11 protein-coding genes are annotated in these 22,274 nt (G+C 68.4%); 4 read left to right on the top strand and 7 right to left on the bottom strand.

Annotated features, from left to right (window positions below; translation table 11 throughout):
• Positions 1–6: 6 nt before the first annotated feature.
• The 3 genes from BLU22_RS10615 to BLU22_RS10605 form a co-directional block, all read right to left on the bottom strand.
• Entirely contained in the window at positions 7–1,281 is a 1,275-nt protein-coding gene (locus BLU22_RS10615; protein ID WP_394327522.1) for an McrC family protein, read from the bottom strand.
• On the bottom strand, positions 1,278–3,176 hold the full coding sequence (locus BLU22_RS10610) for an AAA family ATPase (RefSeq protein ID WP_090214268.1): 1,899 nt from the start codon (positions 3,174–3,176) through the stop codon (positions 1,278–1,280). Before BLU22_RS10610 ends, BLU22_RS10615 begins: the two co-directional genes overlap by 4 nt.
• Before the next feature lie 109 nt (positions 3,177–3,285).
• Positions 3,286–4,197, bottom strand: a complete 912-nt coding sequence (locus BLU22_RS10605) for a prenyltransferase (RefSeq protein ID WP_090214266.1) — start codon at positions 4,195–4,197, stop codon at positions 3,286–3,288.
• Positions 4,198–4,383: 186 nt separating this feature from the next.
• Here BLU22_RS10605 and BLU22_RS10600 point away from each other — a divergent pair, with 186 nt between their 5' ends.
• Both BLU22_RS10600 and BLU22_RS10595 read left to right on the top strand, forming a co-directional pair.
• On the top strand, positions 4,384–7,500 hold the full coding sequence (locus BLU22_RS10600) for a transglycosylase domain-containing protein (protein WP_090214265.1): 3,117 nt from the start codon (positions 4,384–4,386) through the stop codon (positions 7,498–7,500).
• 108 nt (positions 7,501–7,608) lie between these two features.
• Complete coding sequence (locus tag BLU22_RS10595) at positions 7,609–9,420, top strand: gamma-glutamyltransferase family protein (protein WP_090214263.1); 1,812 nt, start codon at positions 7,609–7,611, stop codon at positions 9,418–9,420.
• A 6-nt stretch (positions 9,421–9,426) separates the two neighbouring features.
• On the opposite strand, the gene BLU22_RS10590 is transcribed toward BLU22_RS10595, so the two are convergent.
• The 3 genes from BLU22_RS10590 to putP all read right to left on the bottom strand — a co-directional run bounded on the left by BLU22_RS10590 (position 9,427) and on the right by putP (position 13,018).
• Positions 9,427–11,022 carry a GGDEF domain-containing protein gene (locus BLU22_RS10590; RefSeq protein ID WP_090214261.1) on the bottom strand — a complete coding sequence of 532 codons (1,596 nt, stop codon included), beginning with the start codon at positions 11,020–11,022 and terminating at the stop codon, positions 9,427–9,429.
• A gap of 117 nt (positions 11,023–11,139) precedes the next feature.
• Entirely contained in the window at positions 11,140–11,364 is a 225-nt protein-coding gene (locus BLU22_RS10585; RefSeq protein WP_090214260.1) for a VF530 family protein, read from the bottom strand.
• A gap of 160 nt (positions 11,365–11,524) precedes the next feature.
• Positions 11,525–13,018, bottom strand: a complete 1,494-nt coding sequence (gene putP / locus BLU22_RS10580; protein WP_090214258.1) for a sodium/proline symporter PutP — start codon at positions 13,016–13,018, stop codon at positions 11,525–11,527.
• Between the two features lie 374 nt (positions 13,019–13,392).
• Here putP and putA point away from each other — a divergent pair, with 374 nt between their 5' ends.
• Complete coding sequence (gene putA / locus BLU22_RS10575; protein WP_090214256.1) at positions 13,393–17,328, top strand: trifunctional transcriptional regulator/proline dehydrogenase/L-glutamate gamma-semialdehyde dehydrogenase; 3,936 nt, start codon at positions 13,393–13,395, stop codon at positions 17,326–17,328.
• Positions 17,329–17,437: 109 nt separating this feature from the next.
• On the opposite strand, the gene BLU22_RS10570 is transcribed toward putA, so the two are convergent.
• Entirely contained in the window at positions 17,438–19,501 is a 2,064-nt protein-coding gene (locus BLU22_RS10570; protein ID WP_090214255.1) for a TonB-dependent receptor, read from the bottom strand.
• Positions 19,502–19,710: 209 nt separating this feature from the next.
• On the opposite strand from BLU22_RS10570, the gene lon reads away from it, so the two are divergent.
• Positions 19,711–22,110, top strand: a complete 2,400-nt coding sequence (lon, locus tag BLU22_RS10565; RefSeq protein WP_090214253.1) for an endopeptidase La — start codon at positions 19,711–19,713, stop codon at positions 22,108–22,110.
• The last annotated feature ends 164 nt before the right edge of the window (positions 22,111–22,274 follow it).

Genomic DNA, 22,274 nt, shown 5'->3' with positions numbered 1-22,274 from the left:
AGCGGCTCAGCAACCCAGCGGCAACCCTGCCCGTTCGCCACCGAGCAACTCGCCTGCCAACAGATCGAACGGCAACACCCACAACCCCAGCTGCGCGGAAAAGGCAAAAGGCTCCAGCGGCTCACGGAAACGCTCGGTCCGCGGATAGATCAGCACCATCTCGCCCTGCCCCTGCAGATAGCTCTGGCCGTAGGCATACAGCTGGTAGAAGTCGGCCTGGCTCAGCCCGTAATTGCGCTCGCGGGCAGCGGCGTCGATCAGCTTCCACTTGGTGTCCAGCACCCAGGCTAGCCCCTCATGCTCCAGCAGCAGGTCGGGCTTGAGCCGAAATATGGGCTCGTCGCGATGGGTGCACAGGGAGTGCCTGGCGCGCTGGGGCAACAGCCTCGCGCCGCTCGGTAGCTGTTTGCCCAGCAGCACCTCGATATGCCGCTCGAATAGCCGCTCCATCGGGAACAGCAAGCTGATGCCACGCCAGTCGCCACTCACCGACAGCGGCGACTGCTCGCCGAGGATCAGTTCGCACCAGGGGCGGACCGGCTGGTAGTGCGCCATCAGCCGGTCGCCGCGCCACTGCTTGAAGTCCTGACGGACGTTGCGACTCGCCGGGATATCCTGCAGCAAGCTACGCAGCTCATGAGCAAGGCGCCAGTTACCCGGCTCATCCGTGCTCTTGCACACCCGGTCCAGCACCAGACGCAGCAGGCGGTTTTCCGCACAGTCCGGCAGGAACAAGTCATGGCGTATCTGGAAATGGTGCTGGCGCCCCGGAGGCCGGCGCATCTGCGCCACCACGTTGAGTTGGCCGCACAGGAAGCACTGTTCCTCCTCGACACGCTGGTAGTCGAAACGCAAGCCACGCTTGAGCAGATAGTCCAGTGCTTCGAGGAACTGGCGCATCACCCATTCCGACAGCGGCGCGTCGAACAACTGTAGATCCGCCGCGCCGACCTGGCGTACTGGCAGATCCAGCGCCGTCGCGATCATCCGCTGCAGTAGTTGGCGGCTCTCCTTCAGGCAATCCGCGCGCTCGGTATGCTTAGGGAGAATTTCCAGGCGCGTGCCACAGGGCGTCTCGATCACACCGACATAGCTGTCCAGTTTCAGAACCCTGTGCCCGTCCCGCTGTAGCAACGCCGCGCCGGAGCGGCTGAACGAGGCGCTCAGCTCGCAGAGCCAGTCGAAGGCGCTTGGCGACACTTGGGCGTAGTCCAGCGATGGCGCGGCCGGCTCGGTGGTCAGGCGGGCGTACTCGCGGACGGTGATGGCGTGCAAGCTCACCCGGCAGCCCCGAGGATATTGCGATAGCTGGCGATGGACTCGAACGCCGCCTCGTTCAGCTCCCAGCGCAGATCACGCAGCTTGCCCGCCACCTCGCTGCCGAACAACGCCGCCAAACTCTTCTCCTGAGCCGGCGCTCGCACGAACGGCTGCACGCCGGCTTGAGCATTCTGATCGTTCAACACCCAACTGATACGCTCCCAATCCTCGAAGAAGTACTCCTGCAGCAACGGCAGAATCTTCTGCCGGAAGATGAACGCCAGCTGCGCCAAGTTGCACTTGGCAGGCTGGTCGCGCATCTCCATGAAGTAGGCATGCCCCAGACAATGGTCGCGATCCAGCAGCACCTCGATACGCTGGTTCATTACCCGCAGCAACTGACCGATGTTCACCCCTTCAACCCGCACGCCATCCAGCAACTCCGGGCGCGACGGCATTTCCTGGAAGGTAAAACGCCGACGCAGGGCGATATCGAGCCCAGCCAACGAGCGGTCGGCGGTGTTCATGGTGCCAATTAGGTAGACATTGTCCGGAACGCTGAAACGCTCCTTCGAGTAGGGCAGCACAACCGACAAGGCTTCAGCCGCGCCAGCCCGTTTGCTGTCCTCAATCAAGGTGATCAACTCACCGAAGATGCGCGAGACATTGCCGCGATTGATCTCGTCGATGATCAGTACTCGGGCGTCCTTGGCAGGGGCGGTCTCGCTAGGCTTTTGCAGTTGCTCCACCAGCGCGGCAAAGAGGCTTTGATAGCCATTGACGATGTACTTCTCCAGTTCGGCCTCAGCCACTTTCTCGAAAACCCGCCCCTGGCGGATATCCTCGACAGAAATCTGGCCAGTTTGGGTGTACTGCAACAATTGACGTACCAAACTGATCGGCAACGGCAGACGCCCACCACGGGGCTTTTCGAACTCCACTACATCCGCCGAAACCCTCTGTACGATATAGCCCTGGCCAAAACGTTGACCGACGAAAAAGCCATTTTGCACATCCCGCTGCTGGGTATTGAGCAAGGCTTGCAGCTTGCGCATATCAATCACCCCGGGGCGCAGCTCGTACAACGTCATCTGGCTAAACTGGTTGTTCATCAGCTCGCCGTAGGGCAACGACGGCTCGTAGGTGCGCAGCCACTTAACTGACCGGGACTGTGAATAGTCTTCGACAAAATCCTTACGCGGCTTGAATGCGTAATCGCCGGTGATTTCGCCAATCGCGCGGAACTTGAGGTTGCCGTCCGACACAACCAGCAAATCACCCACTTTCATCCGTGTGACGAAGACAGTCACGCTGGTCAAGGCGTAGTCGGTATTGGGGTTGGCTAACGTGTGACCTGCCCGCGAAAAGCGCTGATACACCTCCTCCCGGCTCCGGCAGCCGCTGAAGTCGATTGCGTTGCCATAGCCGAGAAGAACGTAGCCACCGGTAATGCATTCTTCATAAATGCTGGCATCGCTGCCCAAGGTGTTGCCGAGCGACATTTTCCAAATGCGCCGACCACCGAGATCGATGGGGGCTTCAGCCTGCTGAGTAATCTTGACGGCCGCCGCCTCGCAGAGGCTCTTGAACACACCATCCGCCACCTCATAGCGGATCTGCCCACTATCTTCGTCAGTAATGGCTCGTAGCCCCTCGACGAAGTCTTCGTAGCTGAAGCTCTGGTGGAAAGTGACGAAGCGCACCCGTCCCTCGGCAACCAGTTCGTCGAAGCGCATCTTGAGCACCGCACGGTTCTCGCGATTAGCTGCAAGGAAATCTGGGGTGAGGACCTCCAACGCCGCCTCGACGGTAGCAAAGGTTTTTCCGGTGCCCGGCGGGCCAAACAGGATCCGGTTCAAGGCAACCGGTCTTTCGGCATCCCACTGTTGCTGCCCTTCAGTGACTCTTGTGCTCATCAACAGACATCCTTGATCAATTCAGAAACGACGGGCAAAGACCCGTAAGAAAAATAGGCTTGGCGGCAAATTTACTGCCCAGAGCAATCAAGCTGCGCAGTCGAGCACCTCATCTCACTACCACCATCCCCACCGCCATCAGCAGCGGCGTCGCCACGCTGACCAGCACATTCAGCCCCATCGCCGGCAGCAGGCACTCGGCGGCCTCGGTATCGCGGCGCAGCAACCGCCAGGCGCGCAGCGCCGGCAGCACGCCGAGCAGGCCGAGGGCGGCGCCGGTCGGCGCCCAGCCGGCCAGCACGAAGCCCAGCAGGCCGGCGAAGGCCAGCAGCCACTGCGCGCCGAGCACCGTCAGCGCACGCGGCCGGCCAAGCAGCATCGGCAGGGTCAGGCGGCCGATGCCGCGGTCGGCGTCGATGTCGGGGAATTGATTGAGCAGCAGCAGGTTGTTGCACAGGCAGAACGGCACCAGCGACAGCAGCACGCCGCTCATGCCGACCTCACCGGCAAGGACGACCTGGGTGCCGAGCACCATCAGCGGGCCGAAGCCGAGGCCCGGCGCCAGCAGACACAGCCAGGGCCGGCGGGTCAGCCAGGGGGTATAGGCGACGACCAGCAACAGGCCGGCGGCACCGAGCGGTGCCAGTTGCCCGACCAGTGCCGGCTGGCGGATCAGGAAGCACAGGCCGATGGCGGCGCTCAGCAGCAGGCCCCCCACGCCGAGCCACAGCGCCTGCGCCAGGCACTGCGGATGCTCGACCAGGGTGCCGCTGCCGCCGCTGAACGGCGTGCGCGCGGTACGCAGGTCGAGGCCGCTGCGGTAGTCGGCGTATTCGTTGAGGGCATTGACCGCCCCGTGGGCGGCCAGGGCGCCGAGCAGCACCAGCGCGGCATCCATCCAGAACGTCGGCGTGGCGCCGCTCGTCGGCAGGGACACGGCCACGCCCAGCGCCACGCAGCTCAGCGCCAGCAGCAGGAAACGTCCGCGGATCACGCCCAGGGCGGGCCAGGACAGCAGCATCTTCAGGTTCTCCTTGTCGCAAGCAGCTCGACGGTGGACGCGGGCGCTACGGGCGACGACACATCGCGCGCCGCGACGATCCGCCCAAGGCCCGCCCCAGAGCGCCGCCGCCCCATGCAGCGGCCGCCGATAACGGCTAAGCTGTTGTCCAAACACGATAAAAACGCTCGGATGAAAGGATGGATCATGGGCACCCTCTCGCAGTCTCCGCCCCCCCTGCCGCAGACCGAAACCGCCTCTGCCGACGAGCAGGTGCTGAGCCGGCAACGCCGGCGCATCCGTCATGTCCGGGCCGGCTTCGCCGTGCTGGTGCTGCTCGCCGGGGCCGGTGTCGCGGTGCTCGCCGAGCGTGAGGCACAGACCTCCGAGCATCAATCGCAGCCCCTGGCCAACTGGGCCGCGCAGCTGCGCTACAGCGTCGAGGACGGCGCCAGCCCCGCCCTCGTCTGGCCGACCCAAGGCCCCTTCGACCAGCGCCTGGGCTACGTCGCCCTGCCCGAGTTCATCCGCCGCCTGAACGAGCAGGGCTATGCCATCACCCGCCAGGCGCGCTTCTCGCCGCCGCTGCTGGAGTACGTCGGCCACGGCCTGTACCCGCCCTACGGGGAAAAGACCCGCGCCGGACTGGACATCGCCGACTGCCGTGGCGAGCCGATGTTCCACTTCCGCCACCCGCAGCGCCACTACCCGCGCTTCGAGGACATCCCGCCGCTGCTGGTAGCCAGCCTGCTGTTCATCGAGAACCGCCACCTGCTCGACACCCAGCGCCCGCACCTCAACCCGGCGGTGGACTGGCCGCGCTTCCTCAAGGCCGCCTGGACCCAGCTGGCCAAGAAGCTCGACGCCGACACCGACTCCGCTGGCGGCAGCACCCTGGCCACACAGATCGAGAAGTTCCGTCACTCGCCCCAGGGGCGCACCCCGGATGCCCCGGAGAAGCTGCGTCAGATGCTCTCGGCGAGCATCCGCGCCTATCGCGAGGGTCGCGAGACCCTGCCGCTGCGCCGGCAGATCGTCCACGACTACCTGAACAACGTGCCGCTCTCCGCCGCTCCCGCCTACGGCGAGGTGCACGGCATCGGCGACGGCCTGTGGGTGTGGTTCGGCGCCGACTTCGCCGCCAGCAACCGCGCCCTGGCCGGCGGCCCGGGCGTCACCCTCGACGAGCAGGGGCTGGCGCTGCGCCGGGTACTGGCGCTGACCATCGCCCAGCGCCGGCCGTCCTGGTATCTGACCGACGGGCGCGCCGAACTCGCCGCGCTGACCGACAGCCACCTGCGGGTGCTGGCCGGCGCCGGGCTGATCGAGCCGGCGCTGCGCGACGCGGCGCTGGCCCAGCCGCTGAACTTCCGCAACCCGGCCACCGACCCGGCGCTGCCGCCGGTGGCCAGCGACAAGGGCATCAACGCCATCCGCACCCGCCTGGTGCGTCAGCTCGGCATGCCGCTTTACGACCTGGACCGCCTCGACCTGGCGGTCGACGCCACCCTCAACCAGCCGCTGCAGCAGGCGGTCAGCGACTACCTGGGCAAGCTGGGCGATCCGGCCTTCGCCGCCGAGGTCGGACTGTTCGGCGAGCGCCTGCTCAGCCCCGAGCTGACCGCCGACGTGCGCTACAGCTTCACCCTGTTCGAGCGCGGCCCCAACGGCAACCGCGTGCGGGTGCAGACCGACACCACCGGCCAACCGTTCGACATCAACGAAGGCAGCAAGCTGGAGCTGGGCTCCACCGCCAAGCTGCGGGTGCTGGCCACCTACCTGGAAATGGTCGCCGAACTGCACCAGCGCCATGCCGGCCAGCCGCCCAGCGAGCTGGTCGCGCGCTATCGCGCCGCCAACGAGCGCGACAACCTCAGCCGCTGGGCGCTGGACTGGCTGCGCGTCAACCCGCAGGCCAGCCTCGCGCAGATGCTCGACGCCGCGCTGGAGCGCAAGTACTCGGCCAGCCCAGGCGAGGTGTTCTTCACCGGCGGCGGCGCACACACCTTCAGCAACTTCCGCAAGGAGGACAACGGCCGCCTGGCCACGGTGCGCGAGTCGCTGCGCGAGTCCCTCAACCTGCCGTTCGTGCGCCTGCTGCGCGACCTGGCGCGCTACAGCACCTACCAGATGGCCGACAGCGCCCAGCTGCTCACCGACGACAAGGACCCGCGGCGCCTGGAGTACCTGACCCGCTTCGCCGACAAGGAAGGCTCGGTGTTCCTCCAGCGCTTCTGGCGCAAGTATCGCGAGCAGCCCCCCCAGGAGATGCTCGATACCCTGCTGCGCGGCCTGCGCCTGAGCCCGCCGCGCCTGGCGGCGATCCACCGTTACCTGTATCCCCAGGCCAGTCTGGAGGCCTTCGGCGAAGTGATGCAGGCGCGCCTCGGCAAGCTCGCGCCGCCGCCGAAGAAGCTCGACGAGCTGTACCGCCGCTACGGCCCCGGCGCCTTCAACCTGCCCGACCAGGGCTATATCGCCCGCGTCCACCCGCTGGAGCTGTGGCTGATCGGCTACCGCCTGCAGAACCCGCAGGCGACCTTCAGCGAGATGCTCGCCGCCAGCCGCGACGAGCGCCAGGAGGTCTACGGCTGGCTGTTCAAGACCCGCCATCGCAGCGCCCGCGACAGCCGCATCCGCACCATGGTCGAGGTCGAGGCGTTCAGCGATCTGCAGCAGCGCTGGGCCAAGCTGGGCTTCCCGTTCGAGCACATGGTGCCCTCGCTGGCCAGCGCGCTGGGCAGCTCGGGGGATCGGCCGGCGGCGCTGGCCGAACTGATGGGGATCATCCAGAACGACGGCCTGCGCCTGCCCACGGTGCGCATCGAACGTCTCGACTTCGCCGTCGACACCCCTTACGAGACCCGTCTGGCCCGCCAGCAGACCGATGGCGAGCGGGTCATGCAGCCGGAGGTGGCGGCGGCGCTGCGCAACGCGCTGGCCGACGTGGTGGAAAACGGTACCGCGCGGCGCCTCAAGGGCGTGCTGCTGCAGGACGACGGCCAGCCGCTGATCCTCGGCGGCAAGACCGGCACCGGCGACAACCGCATCGAGACGGTCAGCCGCAGCGGCTGGGTGACCAGTTCGACGGCCCGCAACCGCACCGCCACCTTCGTGTTCTTCCTCGGCCCGCGCCACTTCGGCACGCTCACCGCCTACGTGTCCGGCGAGCAGTCGGCGCGCTTCCGTTTCACCTCGGCGCTGCCGGTACAGACCCTCAAGGGCATGCTGCCACTGCTGCGCCCCTACCTGCTGGAGGCCCACAGCGGCTGCCAGGCGCCGAACGCCGGCGGCGAGCCACGCATCGCCCGCCACGCGCTCTAGCCCGGCGCTGTCCGACCTGCCCGCAGTCCGCCCGCCGCTCTTCGGCGGGCGGGTTCTTCCTTTCACCGGGACGCCGCGACCGGGCGGCGCCCGCCACCAGGAGCCACCGTGAACCGCCCCCTTCCCCGTCTGTGCAACGGCCTGCTCGGCCTGTGCCTGAGTCTCGCCCTGAGCGCCTGCAGCCACGAGGCGCAGCAACCGCAACTGGCCATCCGGCCGATCCAGCCCGAGGCGGCCAGCGGCTACCAGAGCAAGCCCGGCTGGCACCTGCAGCGCTACGCGGTGGCCGCCGCCAACCCGCTGGCCGCCGAGGCCGGCCGGCAGATCCTGCAGGCCGGCGGCAATGCGCTGGACGCGGCGATCGCCGTGCAGATGGTGCTGGCGCTGGTCGAGCCGCAGTCCAGCGGACTGGGCGGCGGCGCCTTCCTGCTGCACTGGGACGGGGTGCGCCTGGACGCCTGGGACGGCCGCGAGACGGCGCCGGCGGCGGTCGACGAGCGCCTGCTGCTGAATGAGCAGGGGCAGCCGCTGGAGTTCATGGCCGCCGCGGTGGGCGGCCGCGCGGTGGGCGTGCCGGGGCTGCTGAAGATGCTCGAAGCGGCGCATCGCGCCCATGGCCGGCTGCCCTGGGCGGTCCTGCTGGTGCCGGCCATCGAGCTGGCCGAGCAGGGCTTCGCGGTCAGCCCGCGCCTGCACGCCCTGCTCGCCGCCGACCGCCACCTGCCGCGCGACCCGGCGGCGGCCGCCTTCTACTATCCGGGCGGCCAGCCGCTGGCGGTCGGCCAGCGCCTGCGCAATCCGGCGCTGGCCGAGGTGCTGCGCCGGGTCGCCCGCCACGGCAGCGCGGCCTTCTACCAGGGGCCGGTGGCCGAGGCGCTGGTGCGCAAGGTGCAGCAACATGCCGACAACCCGGGCCGGCTGAGCGGCGCCGACCTGCTCGCCTACCGGCCGCTGCGCCGTGAAGCGCTGTGCCAGCTGTGGCGCAAGCGCTACCGGGTCTGCGGCTTCCCGCCGCCCTCCTCCGGGCAACTGACGCAGATGCAGATCCTCGGCCTGCTGGAGCAGTTGCCCCCGCTCGAACGACCGCTGGAAGACGGCGCGCCCTCGGCGGCGTTCCTGCATCGCTACAGCGAGGCGGCCAAGCTGGCCTTCGCCGACCGCGCGCAGTACATCGCCGATCCGGCGTTCGCCGCCGCCCCGGCCGGCGACTGGCGCAGCCTGCTCGCCCCGGGCTACCTCAAGCAGCGCGCGGCGCTGATCGGCGAGGGCAGCATGGAGCGCGCCGAACACGGCACGCCGGGCGCGCCGCTGGCCTGGGCGCCGCAGGCGGATCAGCCGGAGTACGGCACCAGTCACATCAGCGTGATCGACGCCGAGGGTCGCGCCGTGGCGATGACCAGCAGCATCGAGGCGGCCTTCGGCGCGCGGCTGCTCAGCGACGGCGGCAGCGGCCTGCCCGGCGGCTTTCTGCTCAACAACCAGCTCACCGACTTCGCCTTCGCGCCGCGCGATGCCGAAGGACGCCCGGTGGCCAACCGGGTCGAGCCGGGCAAGCGTCCGCGCTCCAGCATGAGCCCGACCCTGGTGTTCGATGCCGCCAGCGGCGCGCCCCTGGCCAGCCTCGGCGCGCCGGGCGGTGCGGCCATCGTCCACTTCACCGCCAAGACCCTGCTGGGCCTCTACGCCTGGGAACTGAGCCCGCAGCAGGCCATCGACCTGCCCAACTTCGCCAACTTCAACGGCCCGACCCTGCTGGAGAAGGGCCGCTTCGCGCCGGCCACCCTGGAGACACTGCGCGCACGCGGCCATCAGGTCGAGGAAGTCGAGCTGCCCAGCGGCATCCAGGCCCTGCAGTACCGCGCCGACGGCCTGCACGGCGGCGCCGACCCGCGTCGCGAAGGGGTGGTGCTCGGCGAGTGAGGCGCCTCAGGCCGGCACGGCACCTGCCGGCTGCCGCGCATCGGCCGTCTCGACCCGGTTGCGGCCGTGCCGCTTGGCGCGGTAGAGCATTTCGTCGGCGCGCTTGAGCACCTGGTCGATGCCGCTGCCGTCCCGCGGCCAGTGCGCCACGCCGAGGGAGACGGTGAGCGAGCCGACCGGCTCGACCGGCGTCTGCTCGACGCGGCGGCGCAGGCGCTCGGCCACCTGTGCCGCCACCTCGACGCTGGCGTTGGGCAGCAGCATCAGAAACTCCTCGCCGCCGACCCGGCACAGCACGTCGTCCTCGCGGGAGGACTCGCCCATCAGCCGCGCCAGTTCCTGCAGCACGCGGTCGCCGGCATCGTGGCCGTGGTTGTCGTTGACCCGCTTGAAGTGGTCGATGTCCAGCGCCACCACGGCGAAGGGGCGCTGCTCGCCGCGCCACAGCTCGACGGCCAGATCCAGCCCGCGACGGTTGTGCAGCCCGGTCAGCGGGTCGGTCTGCACGTCGCGGCGCAGCCGGCCGATGGTGCCGTGCAGCAGGCCGATGCCGACCAGCATGGCGCGCTTGAGTTCGGAGGACTCGAAATACCAGGAGCGCACCCCCTCGATGCGCGCGGCGGTGCCCGGCCGATCCATGTCCTGGGCGCCGTCAGCCAGTTGCCACAAGGGCCGCGAGATCAGCCGGGCGAACCACCAGATGCACAGCGCGGTCAGCAGCGCCAGCGGCAGCGCGTTGCGCAACACGCCGAGCATCAGACCATCGAGCCCGGCCAGGGTCGCCTCGGTCGGGCGCTGGGCGACGATGCCCCAGCCCGCCTGCGGCACGCCGGCATATCCGGCCAGCACATCGGTGCCCTGGCTGTTGCGCAGGCGCAGGCTGCCCTCCCCTCCGGCGATCACCGTATCGATCACCGGGTTATCGCCCACCTGGGTGCCGACCCGCTCGGCCTGCGGGTGATAGAGCAGGCGCCGGCTGGCATCGACCACGTACAGGTAGGAGCCGTCGCGGTGATGGTGCTCGCCAATCAGCCGGTTAAGGATGCTGGTCTGCTTGAGGTAGATGGTGCCGCCGATGTAGCCCAGGTAGCGGCCGGCGGCATCGCGCACCGGATGGGAGATGAACACCAGCAGGTTGCCGCGTAGCGACAGGTAGGGCGCGCTGACCAGCGGGCGGCGCTCGCGCAGCGCCTCGACGGCGCCGGGCGTGTCCAGCCGGCGGCCGAGGATCTGCAGGGTATCGGGCGAGGTGGCCAGCACCCGCCCCGTGGCGTCGACGAACACCACCGAGTTGAAGCTGTCGGTCTGCAGGCGCAGCCGCTGGGCCTCGGCCTCCAGGTAGGCCGTATCGGCATAGCGGGTGGCCAGCAGGCCGGCGCTGTAGGCCAGTTGCTGCTGGGCGGAGTCGAGGAAGTCGCCGACGCTGCCGGCCAGCTTGGCCGCATAGGCGTGGTTACTTTCCAGCGTGTTGTCGATCAGCATCTGGCGCTGCACGCGGTAGCTGGCGTACAGGCTGTTGGCCAGGGTCACCAGGGCGCTGAGGATCGCCAGCAGCAGGATCAGCCGGCGCAAATCCATACGAAACAAAGGTGTAATGGACATGCGCAAAGCCCCCGAGTCCCTGGTAATGAAAGGGGCGGCATTCTACGCACATTCAAGCACTTTAAGAAATTCGCAAGAGTGCCCTACGGCATCGCGATGCTTGCGACAGCGGCGTCCTCAGCGCTTGTCGCGCGGCAGGCGCAGGTACAGCGTCTCGACCTTCTCCCGCGCCCAGGGGGTGCGGCGCAGGAAGGTCAGGCTCGACTTGATGCTCGGGTCGCTCTTGAAGCAGCGGATGTCGATGCGCTGGGCCAGACCATCCCAGCCGTAGTGGGCGACCAGCGCGGTGAGCAGGGCTTCGAGGGTGACGCCGTGCAGCGGGTTGTTCGGGGTATCGCTCATGAATCGGCCTGCGGCTTGGGGAAAGGGTCGCGCAGCATAGCGCAGTCGATGCGCGGACGAAAAAAGGCCCGCGCTTGCCATGGCGCGGGCCGTAAAACACGGCGGGAGCCGTGCCTGGTTACAGGCACCGGCCGCGCGCGGCGGCCGGTGGCGACAGGGCTCAGAGGTGAGCGTCGCGGTATTCCTTCTCGGCCTCGTCGAAGCGCTTGAGCATCGCCGGCGACGGCGCGTTGCCGATGCGGCTGAAGATCAGGATGCCCAGGGTGCAGAGGATGAAGCCGGGGATGATTTCGTACAGGCCGGTCCAGGCGAAGTAGTTCTTCCACAGGATCACGGTGACCGCGCCGAGGATCATCCCGGCCAGCGCGCCATTGCGGGTCATGCCTTTCCACAGCAGGGAGAGAATCACCACCGGGCCGAAGGCGGCGCCGAAGCCGGCCCAGGCGTAGGACACCAGGCCCAGCACCTTGCTTTCCGGGTTGGAGGCGATGGCGATGGCGATCACCGCGACCAGCAGCACCATGGCGCGGCCGACCCAGACCAGCTCCAGCTGGCTGGCGCCCTTGCGCAGGAAGGCCTTGTAGAAGTCCTCGGTCAGGGCGCTGGAGCAGACCAGCAGCTGGCAGCTGAGGGTCGACATCACCGCGGCGAGGATGGCCGAGAGCAGCACGCCGGCGATCCACGGGTTGAACAGGATCTTTGCCAGTTCGATGAACACCCGCTCCGGGTTGGCTTCCACCGCGCTGCCCAGTTCCGGATGGGCGGCGAAGTAGGCGATGCCGAAGAAGCCCACGGCCACCGCGCCACCCAGGCAGAAGATCATCCAGGCCATGGAGATGCGACGGGCGTTGGGGATCGACTTGACCGAGTCGGCGGCCATGAAGCGGGCGAGGATGTGCGGCTGGCCGAAGTAGCCCAGACCCCAGGCCATCAGCGAGATCACGCCGATGAAGCTGGCGCCCTTGAGCATATCGAAGTGCGCGGCGTCCTTCAGCTCGATGGCGGCGAAGGTCGGATCGATGCCGCCGGTGGCGAGCATGACGATGATCGGGGTGAGGATCAGCGCGAAGATCATCAGGCTGGCCTGCACGGTGTCGGTCCAGCTCACCGCGAGGAAGCCGCCGATGAAGGTGTAGGCGATGGTCGCCGCGGCGCCGGCCCACAGCGCGGTCTCGTAGGAGATGCCGAAGGTGCTCTCGAACAGGCGCGCACCGGCCACCACGCCGGAGGCGCAGTAGATGGTGAAGAACACCAGGATCACCAGCGCCGAGAAGATCCGCAGGATGCGGCTGTTGTCCTCGAAACGGTTGGTGAAGTAGTCCGGCAGGGTCAGGGCGTTGCCGTTGTGCTCGGTCTGCACGCGCAGACGGCCGGCGACGAACAGCCAGTTGAGGTAGGCGCCGACGATCAGGCCGATGGCGATCCAGCTCTCGGAGAGACCGGACAGGTACACCGCGCCGGGCAGGCCCATCAGCAGCCAGCCGCTCATGTCCGAGGCGCCGGCCGACAGCGCGGTGACGAAGCTGCCGAGGCTGCGCCCGCCGAGGATGTAGTCGGACAGGTTGTTGGTGGAGCGATACGCGACGAGACCGATCAGCACCATCGCGGCGATGTAGATCACGAAGGTGATCAAAGTCGGGTTGGTCATGTTCATGAGGGGGGGATCCCATGCGGTTGTTATTGGTTTGGCTCTGGTTCGACTGCCGCATCCGGTCAACCCGGTTGCACCTTCGATGGCGACAATCTAGGCAAACCCGAATCCAAGGTGCAACCAATTTCCGGCAAAAGGTTTTACTTTTTTGCCTTCGGCCAGTAGAAAAACCCAAAATGCTCCTTTATGTAGCATTTTCCCACTGCATCCCACCGATTCTGCACAGCTGTGGTGCAGAAAAGTAACACTGCAACCCCCCCTTCCTTGACGCTCGTCGCCCGGCGAAAAATTAAGGTTGCACTTGGTTGCACCCTTCGATTGTTCGTGTTTAATCTTTCGCTACGTTGCAGTGCTCCATCCCAATAATAGGACACCCCATGGCCACCACCACTCTCGGCGTCAAACTCGACGAAGCCACCCGCGAACGCCTCAAGCAGGCGGCCCAGCGCATCGACCGCACCCCGCACTGGCTGATCAAGCAGGCGATCTTCAGCTACCTGGAGCAGATCGAGAGCGGCATGACCCCGGCCGAGCACAACGGCCTGGCGGTGGCCGCCGGCGAGGAGCCGCTGGAGGCGCTGACCGAACAGGGCCTGCAGGTGTTCCTCGACTTCGCCGAGAGCATCCTGCCGCAGTCGGTGCTGCGCGCCTCGATCACCGCCGCCTACCGCCGCCCGGAAACCGAGGCGGTGCCGATGCTGCTGGAGCAGGCGCGGATGCCCCGCGAACTGGCCGAGGCCAGCCAGAAACTGGCCCTCGGCATCGCCGAGAAGCTGCGCAACCAGAAACACGCCGGCGGTCGCCAGGGCCTGGTGCAGGGCCTGCTGCAGGAATTCTCGCTGTCCTCCCAGGAGGGCGTGGCGCTGATGTGCCTGGCCGAGGCGCTGCTGCGCATCCCCGACAAGGCCACCCGCGATGCGCTGATCCGCGACAAGATCGCCAACGGCAACTGGAGCCAGCACCTGGGCCAGAGCCCGTCGATGTTCGTCAACGCGGCGAGCTGGGGCCTGCTGATCACCGGCAAGCTGGTGTCTACCCACAACGAGAGCGGCATGACCTCCGCGCTCAACCGCATCATCGGCAAGAGCGGCGAGCCGGTGATCCGCAAGGGCGTGGACATGGCAATGCGCCTGATGGGCGAGCAGTTCGTCACCGGCGAGACCATCGCCGAGGCGCTGGCCAACGCCGCGTCGCTGGAGGCCAAGGGCTTCCGCTATTCCTACGACATGCTCGGCGAGGCGGCGCTGACCGAGGAGGACGCCAAGCGCTACCTGGCCTCCTACGAGCAGGCCATCCACGCCATCGGCAAGGCCTCCCACGGTCGCGGCATCTACGAAGGTCCGGGCATCTCGATCAAGCTGTCGGCGCTGCACCCGCGCTACAGCCGCGCCCAGTACGAGCGGGTGATGGACGAGCTGTACCCGACCCTGCTCGGCCTGACCCTGCTGGCCAAGCACTACGACATCGGCATCAACATCGACGCCGAGGAAGCCGACCGCCTGGAGCTGTCGCTGGATCTGCTGGAGAAGCTGTGCTTCGAGCCGCAACTGGCCGGCTGGAACGGCATCGGCTTCGTCATCCAGGCCTACCAGAAGCGCTGCCCCTACGTGATCGACTACGTGATCGACCTCGCCAAGCGCAGCCGCCACCGCCTGATGATCCGCCTGGTCAAGGGCGCCTACTGGGACAGCGAGATCAAGGCCGCCCAGGTCAACGGCCTGGAAGGCTACCCGGTGTACACCCGCAAGCCCTACACCGACCTGTCCTACATCGCCTGCGCGCGCAAGCTGCTCGCCGCGCCGGAGTTCATCTACCCGCAGTTCGCCACCCACAACGCCCACTCGCTGTCGGCCATCTACCAACTGGCCGGGCAGAACTACTATCCGGGCCAGTACGAGTTCCAGTGCCTGCACGGCATGGGCGAGCCGCTCTACGAGCAGGTGGTCGGCAAGGTCGCCGACGGCAAGCTGAACCGTCCGTGCCGCATCTACGCGCCGGTGGGCAGCCACGAGACGCTGCTCGCCTACCTAGTGCGCCGCCTGCTGGAAAACGGCGCCAACACCTCCTTCGTCAACCGCATCGCCGACCACAGCATCTCGCTGAAGGATCTGGTCGAGGACCCGGTGGTGCAGGTCGAACAGATGGCCGCCCAGGAAGGCACCCTGGGCCTGCCGCACCCGCGCATCCCGCTGCCGCGCGCGCTCTACGGCGCGGCGCGGACCAACTCCGCCGGCCTCGACCTGGCCAACGAGCACCGCCTCGGCTCGCTGTCCTCGGCGCTGCTGTCCAGCGTCAACACCGAGTACCGCGCGCAGCCGCTGCTCGGCTGCGAGGCCGCCCTGCTCGGCGAAGGCCAGCCGGTGAAGAACCCGGCCGACCACCGCGACATCGTCGGCCAGGTGTTCGAGGCCAGCGCCCAGGACGTGCGCAACGCGGTGCTCTGCTCGGTGGCCAGCGGGCAGATCTGGCAGTCCACCTTGCCCGCCGAGCGCGCCGCCGTGCTGGAGCGCGCCGCCGAGCGCATGGAAGCCGAGATGCAGCAGCTGATGGGCCTGCTGGTGCGCGAGTCGGGCAAGACCTTCGCCAACGCCATCGCCGAGGTGCGCGAGGCGGTCGACTTCCTGCGCTACTACGCGGCGCAGGCGCGCAGCCACTTCGGCAACGACAGCCACCGCCCGCTGGGCCCGGTGGTGTGCATCAGCCCGTGGAACTTCCCGCTGGCGATCTTCAGCGGCCAGGTGGCCGCGGCGCTGGCCGCCGGCAACACCGTGCTGGCCAAGCCGGCCGAGCAGACCCCGCTGATCGCCGCCCAGGCGGTGCGCCTGCTGATCGAGGCCGGCGTGCCGGAAGGCGCGGTGCAACTGCTGCCGGGCCGCGGCGAGACCGTGGGCGCCGCGCTGATCGCCGACGAGCGCATCCGCGGGGTGATGTTCACCGGCTCCACCGAGGTCGCCGGGATCATCCAGCGCAACCTCGCCGGCCGTCTCGATGCCCAGGGCCGCCCGCTGCCGCTGATCGCCGAGACCGGCGGGCAGAACGCGATGATCGTCGACTCCTCGGCGCTCACCGAGCAGGTGGTGGTCGACGTGATCGCCTCCGCCTTCGACAGCGCCGGCCAGCGCTGCTCGGCGCTGCGCGTGCTGTGCGTGCAGGAGGACGTCGCCGGCCGCGTGCTGGGCATGCTCAAGGGCGCCATGGCCGAGTACAGCCTGGGCAACCCCGAGCGCCTCGACACCGACATCGGTCCGGTGATCGACGAGGAAGCTCGCGCCAACATCGAGCGGCACATCCAGGCGATGCGCGACAAGGGCCGCAAGGTGCATCAGCTGTCGCGGGTCAACGCCGAGGACATCAAGCGCGGCACCTTCGTGATGCCGACCCTGATCGAGCTGGAGAGCTTCGACGAACTCAAGCGCGAGATCTTCGGCCCGGTGCTGCACGTGGTGCGCTACCGCCGCGAGGAGCTGGGCGCGCTGCTCGACGCGATCAACGCCAGCGGCTACGGCCTGACCCTCGGCGTGCACACGCGCATCGACGAGACCATCGCCCAGGTGGTCGGCTCGGCGCATGTCGGCAACCTCTACGTCAACCGCAACATGGTCGGCGCGGTGGTCGGCGTGCAGCCGTTCGGCGGCGAAGGCCTGTCCGGCACCGGTCCCAAGGCCGGCGGCCCGCTGTACCTGTATCGTCTGCTGTCCACCCGTCCGCAGGATGCGCTCAGCCAGCAGCTGCAACTCGACCAGGCGCAGCGCAGCCCCCACGGCAACGCCGCTTTCGCGGCGCTGCAGGAGTGGGCGCGCCAGCAGCAGCCGGCGCTGGCCGAACTGGCCGAGCGCTATGCGCAGCTGTCGCCCAGCGGCCTGACCCAGGTGCTGAGCGGCCCGACCGGCGAGCGCAACACCTACAGCCTGCTGCCGCGCGAGCGGGTGCTGTGCCTGGCCGACGACGACGGCGACCTGCTGACCCAGCTGGCCGCGGCGCTGGCGGTCGGCTGCCGGGTGCTGTGGCAGGACACCCCGGCCACCCGCAAGCTGCTCGCCCAGCTGCCCAGCGGCGTGCAGCAGGGCATCCAGCTGGTCGGCGACTGGACCACCAGCGAGCTGAGCTTCGACGCCATCCTCCACCACGGCGATTCCGACCAGCTGCGCGAAGTCTGCCAGAAGGCCGCCCAGCGCCCCGGCGCCATCGTCGGCGTCAACGGCCTGAACCGTGGCGACACCGACATCCCGCTGGAGCGTCTGCTGATCGAGCACGCCCTGAGCGTCAACACCGCCGCCGCCGGCGGCAATGCCAGCCTGATGACCATCGGCTGATCCACCGTCCGCAACACAACCGCCGGCCCCAGGGCCGGCGGTTGTCGTTTCCAGTCCAGGAAACGCGGCAGCGCCTGCGGCGAGCCCTCGCCGGCGCGCTAACCCAGGGTCAGAAGCTCACCCGCATGCCGACGGTGAAGTTGCGCCCCGGCAGCAGCACCTCGTCCTTGATCAGCGAACTGTGCTGGCGCGCCTCGGCGTCGAGCAGGTTGTCGGCCTTGAGGTACAGCTGGTAGTCGGCCTGGCTCAGGCTGCCGTGGTAGCTGAGGCCGGCGCCGAGCATGTTGTAGCCGGCGGTGTCGGTTTCGAAGTCGGCGGTGTCGGTCTGCTTCTGCACCCGGTAGAACTCCAGCTGGCCGTCCAGCGCGGCGTTGAAGCGCTGCTCCAGACGCACGCCGAGGCGGTCGGCGGGGATGCGCGGCAGTTCGCCGCCGTCCTTGAAGGTGGCGCGCACATGGTCGCCGAACAGGGTGGCGGCGAAGTTGCCGGTGAGCTGCTGGCGCACCGAGAACTCGCCGCCGGTAAGCACCGCATCGGCCTGGCGGTAGGCGATCTCGCGGTAGCCGCCGCCCGGTTTTCGCCCCAGATCGGCGGCATAGATGAAGTCGTCGACCTGGTTGCGGAACAGGCTGGCGCTGAAGGTGGTGGCGCCGGCGAACTTGCGCAGGGTCAGTTCGGCGTTGTGCGAGGTTTCCTCGTCGAGCTGCGGGTTGCCCTGCTCGATGGTGCGGCTGGCGGCGTGCGGGCCGTAGGCGTACAGCTCCTCGGCGCTGGGCAGGCGCTGGGCGCGCGACAGCGAGAAGCCCAGCGAGTACTCGGGGGCGAAGGTCCACACCGCGCCGGCTGACAGCGAGGTGCCGCGATGTCGGCTGTCCGGGGCGCCGGAGTCGGCATCGATGTCCTGCCATTCGTGGCGCGCGCCCAGCTCGTAGCGCCAGGCGCCGGCGGTGTATTCCTCCAGGAGGAACAGCGCGTGGTTGCGGGTCAGGCTCTGCGGCATGGGGTTTTCCGCGGTGAAGCGGGCGAAGTCGCGCTGGGTGGTCTGCCCACCGAGCACACCGTGCCAGCCGAGCAGCGGCCGATGGGTCAGTTCCAGGCGCGCCTCGCTGGCACGGTTCTCGAACACCGCCATCTTCTCGCCGCCCTCGATCTCGGCATGCCGGTACTCGCTGTGGCCGGCGCGCAGGCGCGCCCGCTCGAAGCCCGGCAGCGGGTCGCTCAGTTCGCCGCGCAGGTCCCAGCGGTCCTGCTTGAGGGCGATGTAGGGCACCGCGCCGCCGTGGGCATGCTCGTCGTGCTCGTCCTCCTCGTGGGCGTCGTGATCATGGCCGTGGCCGTGCTCGCCACAGTGCCAGTGGTTGCCGTGCGGGTCGCACTCGACGTGCTCGTGGGCGAGCAGGCCGTAGCGGTTTTCCTGGCGGCTGTAGGCCAGGCCGAGATAACCGCGCGCGCCGACGAAGCTGCCGCCCAGGCTGTAGCTGTCGGTGTCGTTGTAGGCGCCGGTCTGCTTGTCGGCGCGCGGCTCGCCCGCGGCGCCGGGAATCTCGTAGTCGTCGGCCTGGCGCTTGACGCCCTCGACGCGCACCGCGAAGTTGCCGGCGCCGGCGGTCAGACCGAACAGGCCGGCGCCTTCGTTGGCCACGCTGTTGGCGCGCAGCTCCAGCTCGCCCTCGTAACCGTTCTGCGGCACGTAGGTGGGCACCTTCTTGTCGATCACGTTGACCACCCCGCCGATCGCGCCGCCGCCATAGAGCAGGGTCGCCGGGCCCTTGAGCACCTCGATGCGCTCGGCCAGCAGCGGCTCGACGCCTACCGCGTGGTCCTGGCTGACGGTGGAGGCGTCCAGCACGTCGACGCCGTCGCTGAGCACCTTGACCCGCCCGCCGTCCAGGCCACGGATCACCGGACGGCTGGCGCCGGGGCCGAAGCCGGCGGCGTGGACGCCGGGCAGGCCGTCGAGGCTCTCGCCCAGGGTCGCGCCGCGGCGCAGCACCAGCGCATCGCCCTCCAGCACCTCGGCCGGAGTGGTCATCTCCTGCACGCGGCTGGCCAGGGCGCTGGCGCTGACCACGCCGGGTTCGAGTTCGAGCGGCCGCGACTCGGCGGCCAGGACCAGGCTCGACGGCAGGGCCATGGCCACGGCCAGGGCAAGCGGATGACGGATCGGATTCATGCAGTACCTCGGTTGCCGGCGGGCGCACCTCCTGTGCGACCGCGCGGATTGAAAAACCAGGCGCGGCCTCGTCCAGCTCCCTGGTCGCGCGGCCGGGGAGGCTAATAAGTAATAACATAACAATCAAGCGCGAATCGCCCATGGTTGAAATGCGCGGCGCCCTCCCCCATGTACCCAGGACACCGAACGATCAGCGCAGGAATCCCTTGATGAGCGAGCAGGACATCCCTCACGAAATCGTCGACGACGACGGCGCCGCCGGTACCGGCATGCTGCTGCAGGGCCAGGCCCTGCCCGATCGGCTGCATATCCTGCCGATCCACAATCGCCCGTTCTTCCCCGGCCAGGTGCTGCCGATCATGGTCAACCCCGAGCACTGGGCGCAGACCATCGCCGAGGTGGCCAAGACCGAGCACCACTGTGTGGCGCTGTTCTACATGGACAACCCGCCGCAGAGCGCCGAGGAGTTCGATCATGAGAGCCTCCCCGAGCACGGCACCGTGGTGCGCATCCACCGCGCCAGCAAGCAGGACGACACCCTGCAGTTCGTCGCCCAGGGCCTGGCGCGGGTGCGCATCCGCCACTGGCTGAGCCGCACCCCGCCCTACCTGGTCGAGGTCGACTACCCGCGCACCCCGGCCGACCCCAGCGACGAGGTGAAGGCCTACGGCATGGCGCTGATCAACGCCATCAAGGAGCTGCTGCCGCTCAACCCGCTGTACAGCGAGGAGCTGAAGAACTACCTGAACCGCTTCAGCCCCAACGATCCCTCACCGCTCACCGACTTCGCCGCCGCGCTGACCACCGCGCCGGGCAACGACCTGCAGGCGGTGCTCGACACCGTGCCGGTGCTCAAGCGCATGGAGAAGGTGCTGCCGCTGCTGCGCCGCGAGGTCGAGGTGGCCAAGCTGCAGAAGGAGATCAGCGCCGAGGTCAACAGCACCATCGGCCAGCGCCAGCGCGAGTTCTTCCTGCGCGAGCAGCTCAAGGTGATCCAGAAGGAACTGGGCATCACCAAGGACGACAAGAGCGCCGACGCCGACGAGTTCCGCACCCGCCTGGAAGGCAAGACGGTGCCGGCGCCGGCGCAGAAGCGCATCGACGAGGAGCTGCACAAGCTGTCGCTGCTGGAAACCGGCTCGCCGGAATACGCGGTGACCCGCAACTACCTGGACTGGGCGACCAGCGTGCCCTGGGGTGTGCTGGGCAAGGACAAGCTCGACCTCAAGCGCGCGCGCAAGGTGCTCGACCGCCACCACGCCGGGATGGACGACATCAAGCAGCGGATCGTCGAGTTCCTCGCCGTCGGCGCCTTCAAGGGCGAGATCTCCGGCTCCATCGTCCTGCTGGTCGGCCCGCCCGGGGTGGGCAAGACCAGCATCGGCCGCTCCATCGCCGAGGCCCTGGGCCGGCCGTTCTACCGCTTTTCGGTAGGCGGCATGCGCGACGAGGCGGAGATCAAGGGGCACCGGCGCACCTACATCGGCGCCCTGCCCGGCAAGCTGGTGCAGGCGCTCAAGGACGTCGAGGTGATGAACCCGGTGATCATGCTCGACGAGATCGACAAGCTCGGCGCCAGCTACCAGGGCGACCCGGCCTCGGCGCTGCTGGAGACCCTCGACCCGGAGCAGAACGTCGAATTCCTCGACCACTACCTGGACCTGCGCCTGGACCTGTCCAAGGTGCTGTTCGTCTGCACCGCCAACACCCTCGACTCGATCCCCGGCCCGCTGCTCGACCGCATGGAGGTGATCCGCCTGTCCGGCTACATCGCCGAGGAAAAGCTGGCCATCGCCAAGCGCCACCTGTGGCCCAAGCAGCTCGAACGCGCCGGCGTGCCCAAGGCGCGCCTGGGGATCAGCGACAGCGCGCTGCGGGCGGTGATCGAGGGCTACGCCCGCGAGGCCGGGGTGCGCCAGCTGGAGAAGCAGCTGGGCAAGATCGTCCGCAAGGCGGTGGTGCGCCTGCTGGAAGACCCCGAGTCCACGGTCAAGGTCGGCCCCAAGGATCTGGAGGACTACCTGGGCATGCCGCTGTTCCGCAAGGAGCGCCATCTGCAGGGCACCGGCATCGTCACCGGGCTGGCCTGGACAAGCATGGGCGGCGCCACCCTGCCGATCGAGGCGACACGCATCCACACCCTCAACCGCGGCTTCAAGCTCACCGGCAAGCTCGGCGAGGTGATGAAGGAATCGGCGGAAATCGCCTACAGCTACATCAGCTCGCACCTGAAGAAGTACAAGGGCGACCCGACCTTCTTCGACCAGGCCTTCGTCCACCTGCACGTCCCCGAGGGCGCCACGCCCAAGGACGGCCCCAGCGCCGGGATCAGCATGGCCAGCGCGCTGCTGTCCCTGGCACGCCACCAGGCGCCGAAGAAGAACGTGGCGATGACCGGCGAGCTGACCCTCACCGGCCAGGTACTGGCCATCGGCGGGGTGCGCGAGAAGGTGATCGCCGCGCGGCGGCAGAAGATCGACGAGCTGATCCTCCCCGAGGCCAACCGCGGCGACTTCGAGGAACTGCCGGACTACCTCAAGGAAGGCCTGACCGTGCACTTCGCCAGCCGCTACGTCGATGTAGCCCGGGTACTATTCCCCGGCCTCTGAGCCTTGCGGCCGATGACGCGCCCAGCCCCGGGCGCGCCATCCCGGCGACCTGGGGCTGGCGCCTGCCAGCCCTGCAGGGCGCGGCAACCTCCGGAAGCGGCACTCTCGCCGCACTGATCCGCCGGCATCGGCGCGAAAACGGGTCGCCTGCCGGGCTGCGTCAG

The organism is Pseudomonas guangdongensis (genome assembly GCF_900105885.1).
Lineage (GTDB): Bacteria > Pseudomonadota > Gammaproteobacteria > Pseudomonadales > Pseudomonadaceae > Geopseudomonas > Geopseudomonas guangdongensis.
This window is presented reverse-complemented; position numbering and strand designations above follow the sequence as displayed.

Bases quoted from the DNA above. Each gene is read 5' to 3' on its own strand.
- BLU22_RS10610 (WP_090214268.1), bottom strand. From the start codon at position 3,176: ATGAGCACAAGAGTCACTGAAGGGCAGCAACAGTGGGATGCCGAAAGA.
- BLU22_RS10605 (WP_090214266.1), bottom strand. From the start codon at position 4,197: ATGCTGCTGTCCTGGCCCGCCCTGGGCGTGATCCGCGGACGTTTCCTG.
- BLU22_RS10600 (WP_090214265.1), top strand. From the start codon at position 4,384: ATGGGCACCCTCTCGCAGTCTCCGCCCCCCCTGCCGCAGACCGAAACC.
- BLU22_RS10590 (WP_090214261.1), bottom strand. From the start codon at position 11,022: ATGTCCATTACACCTTTGTTTCGTATGGATTTGCGCCGGCTGATCCTG.
- BLU22_RS10585 (WP_090214260.1), bottom strand. From the start codon at position 11,364: ATGAGCGATACCCCGAACAACCCGCTGCACGGCGTCACCCTCGAAGCC.
- putP (WP_090214258.1), bottom strand. From the start codon at position 13,018: ATGAACATGACCAACCCGACTTTGATCACCTTCGTGATCTACATCGCC.
- putA (WP_090214256.1), top strand. From the start codon at position 13,393: ATGGCCACCACCACTCTCGGCGTCAAACTCGACGAAGCCACCCGCGAA.
- BLU22_RS10570 (WP_090214255.1), bottom strand. From the start codon at position 19,501: ATGAATCCGATCCGTCATCCGCTTGCCCTGGCCGTGGCCATGGCCCTG.
- lon (WP_090214253.1), top strand. From the start codon at position 19,711: ATGAGCGAGCAGGACATCCCTCACGAAATCGTCGACGACGACGGCGCC.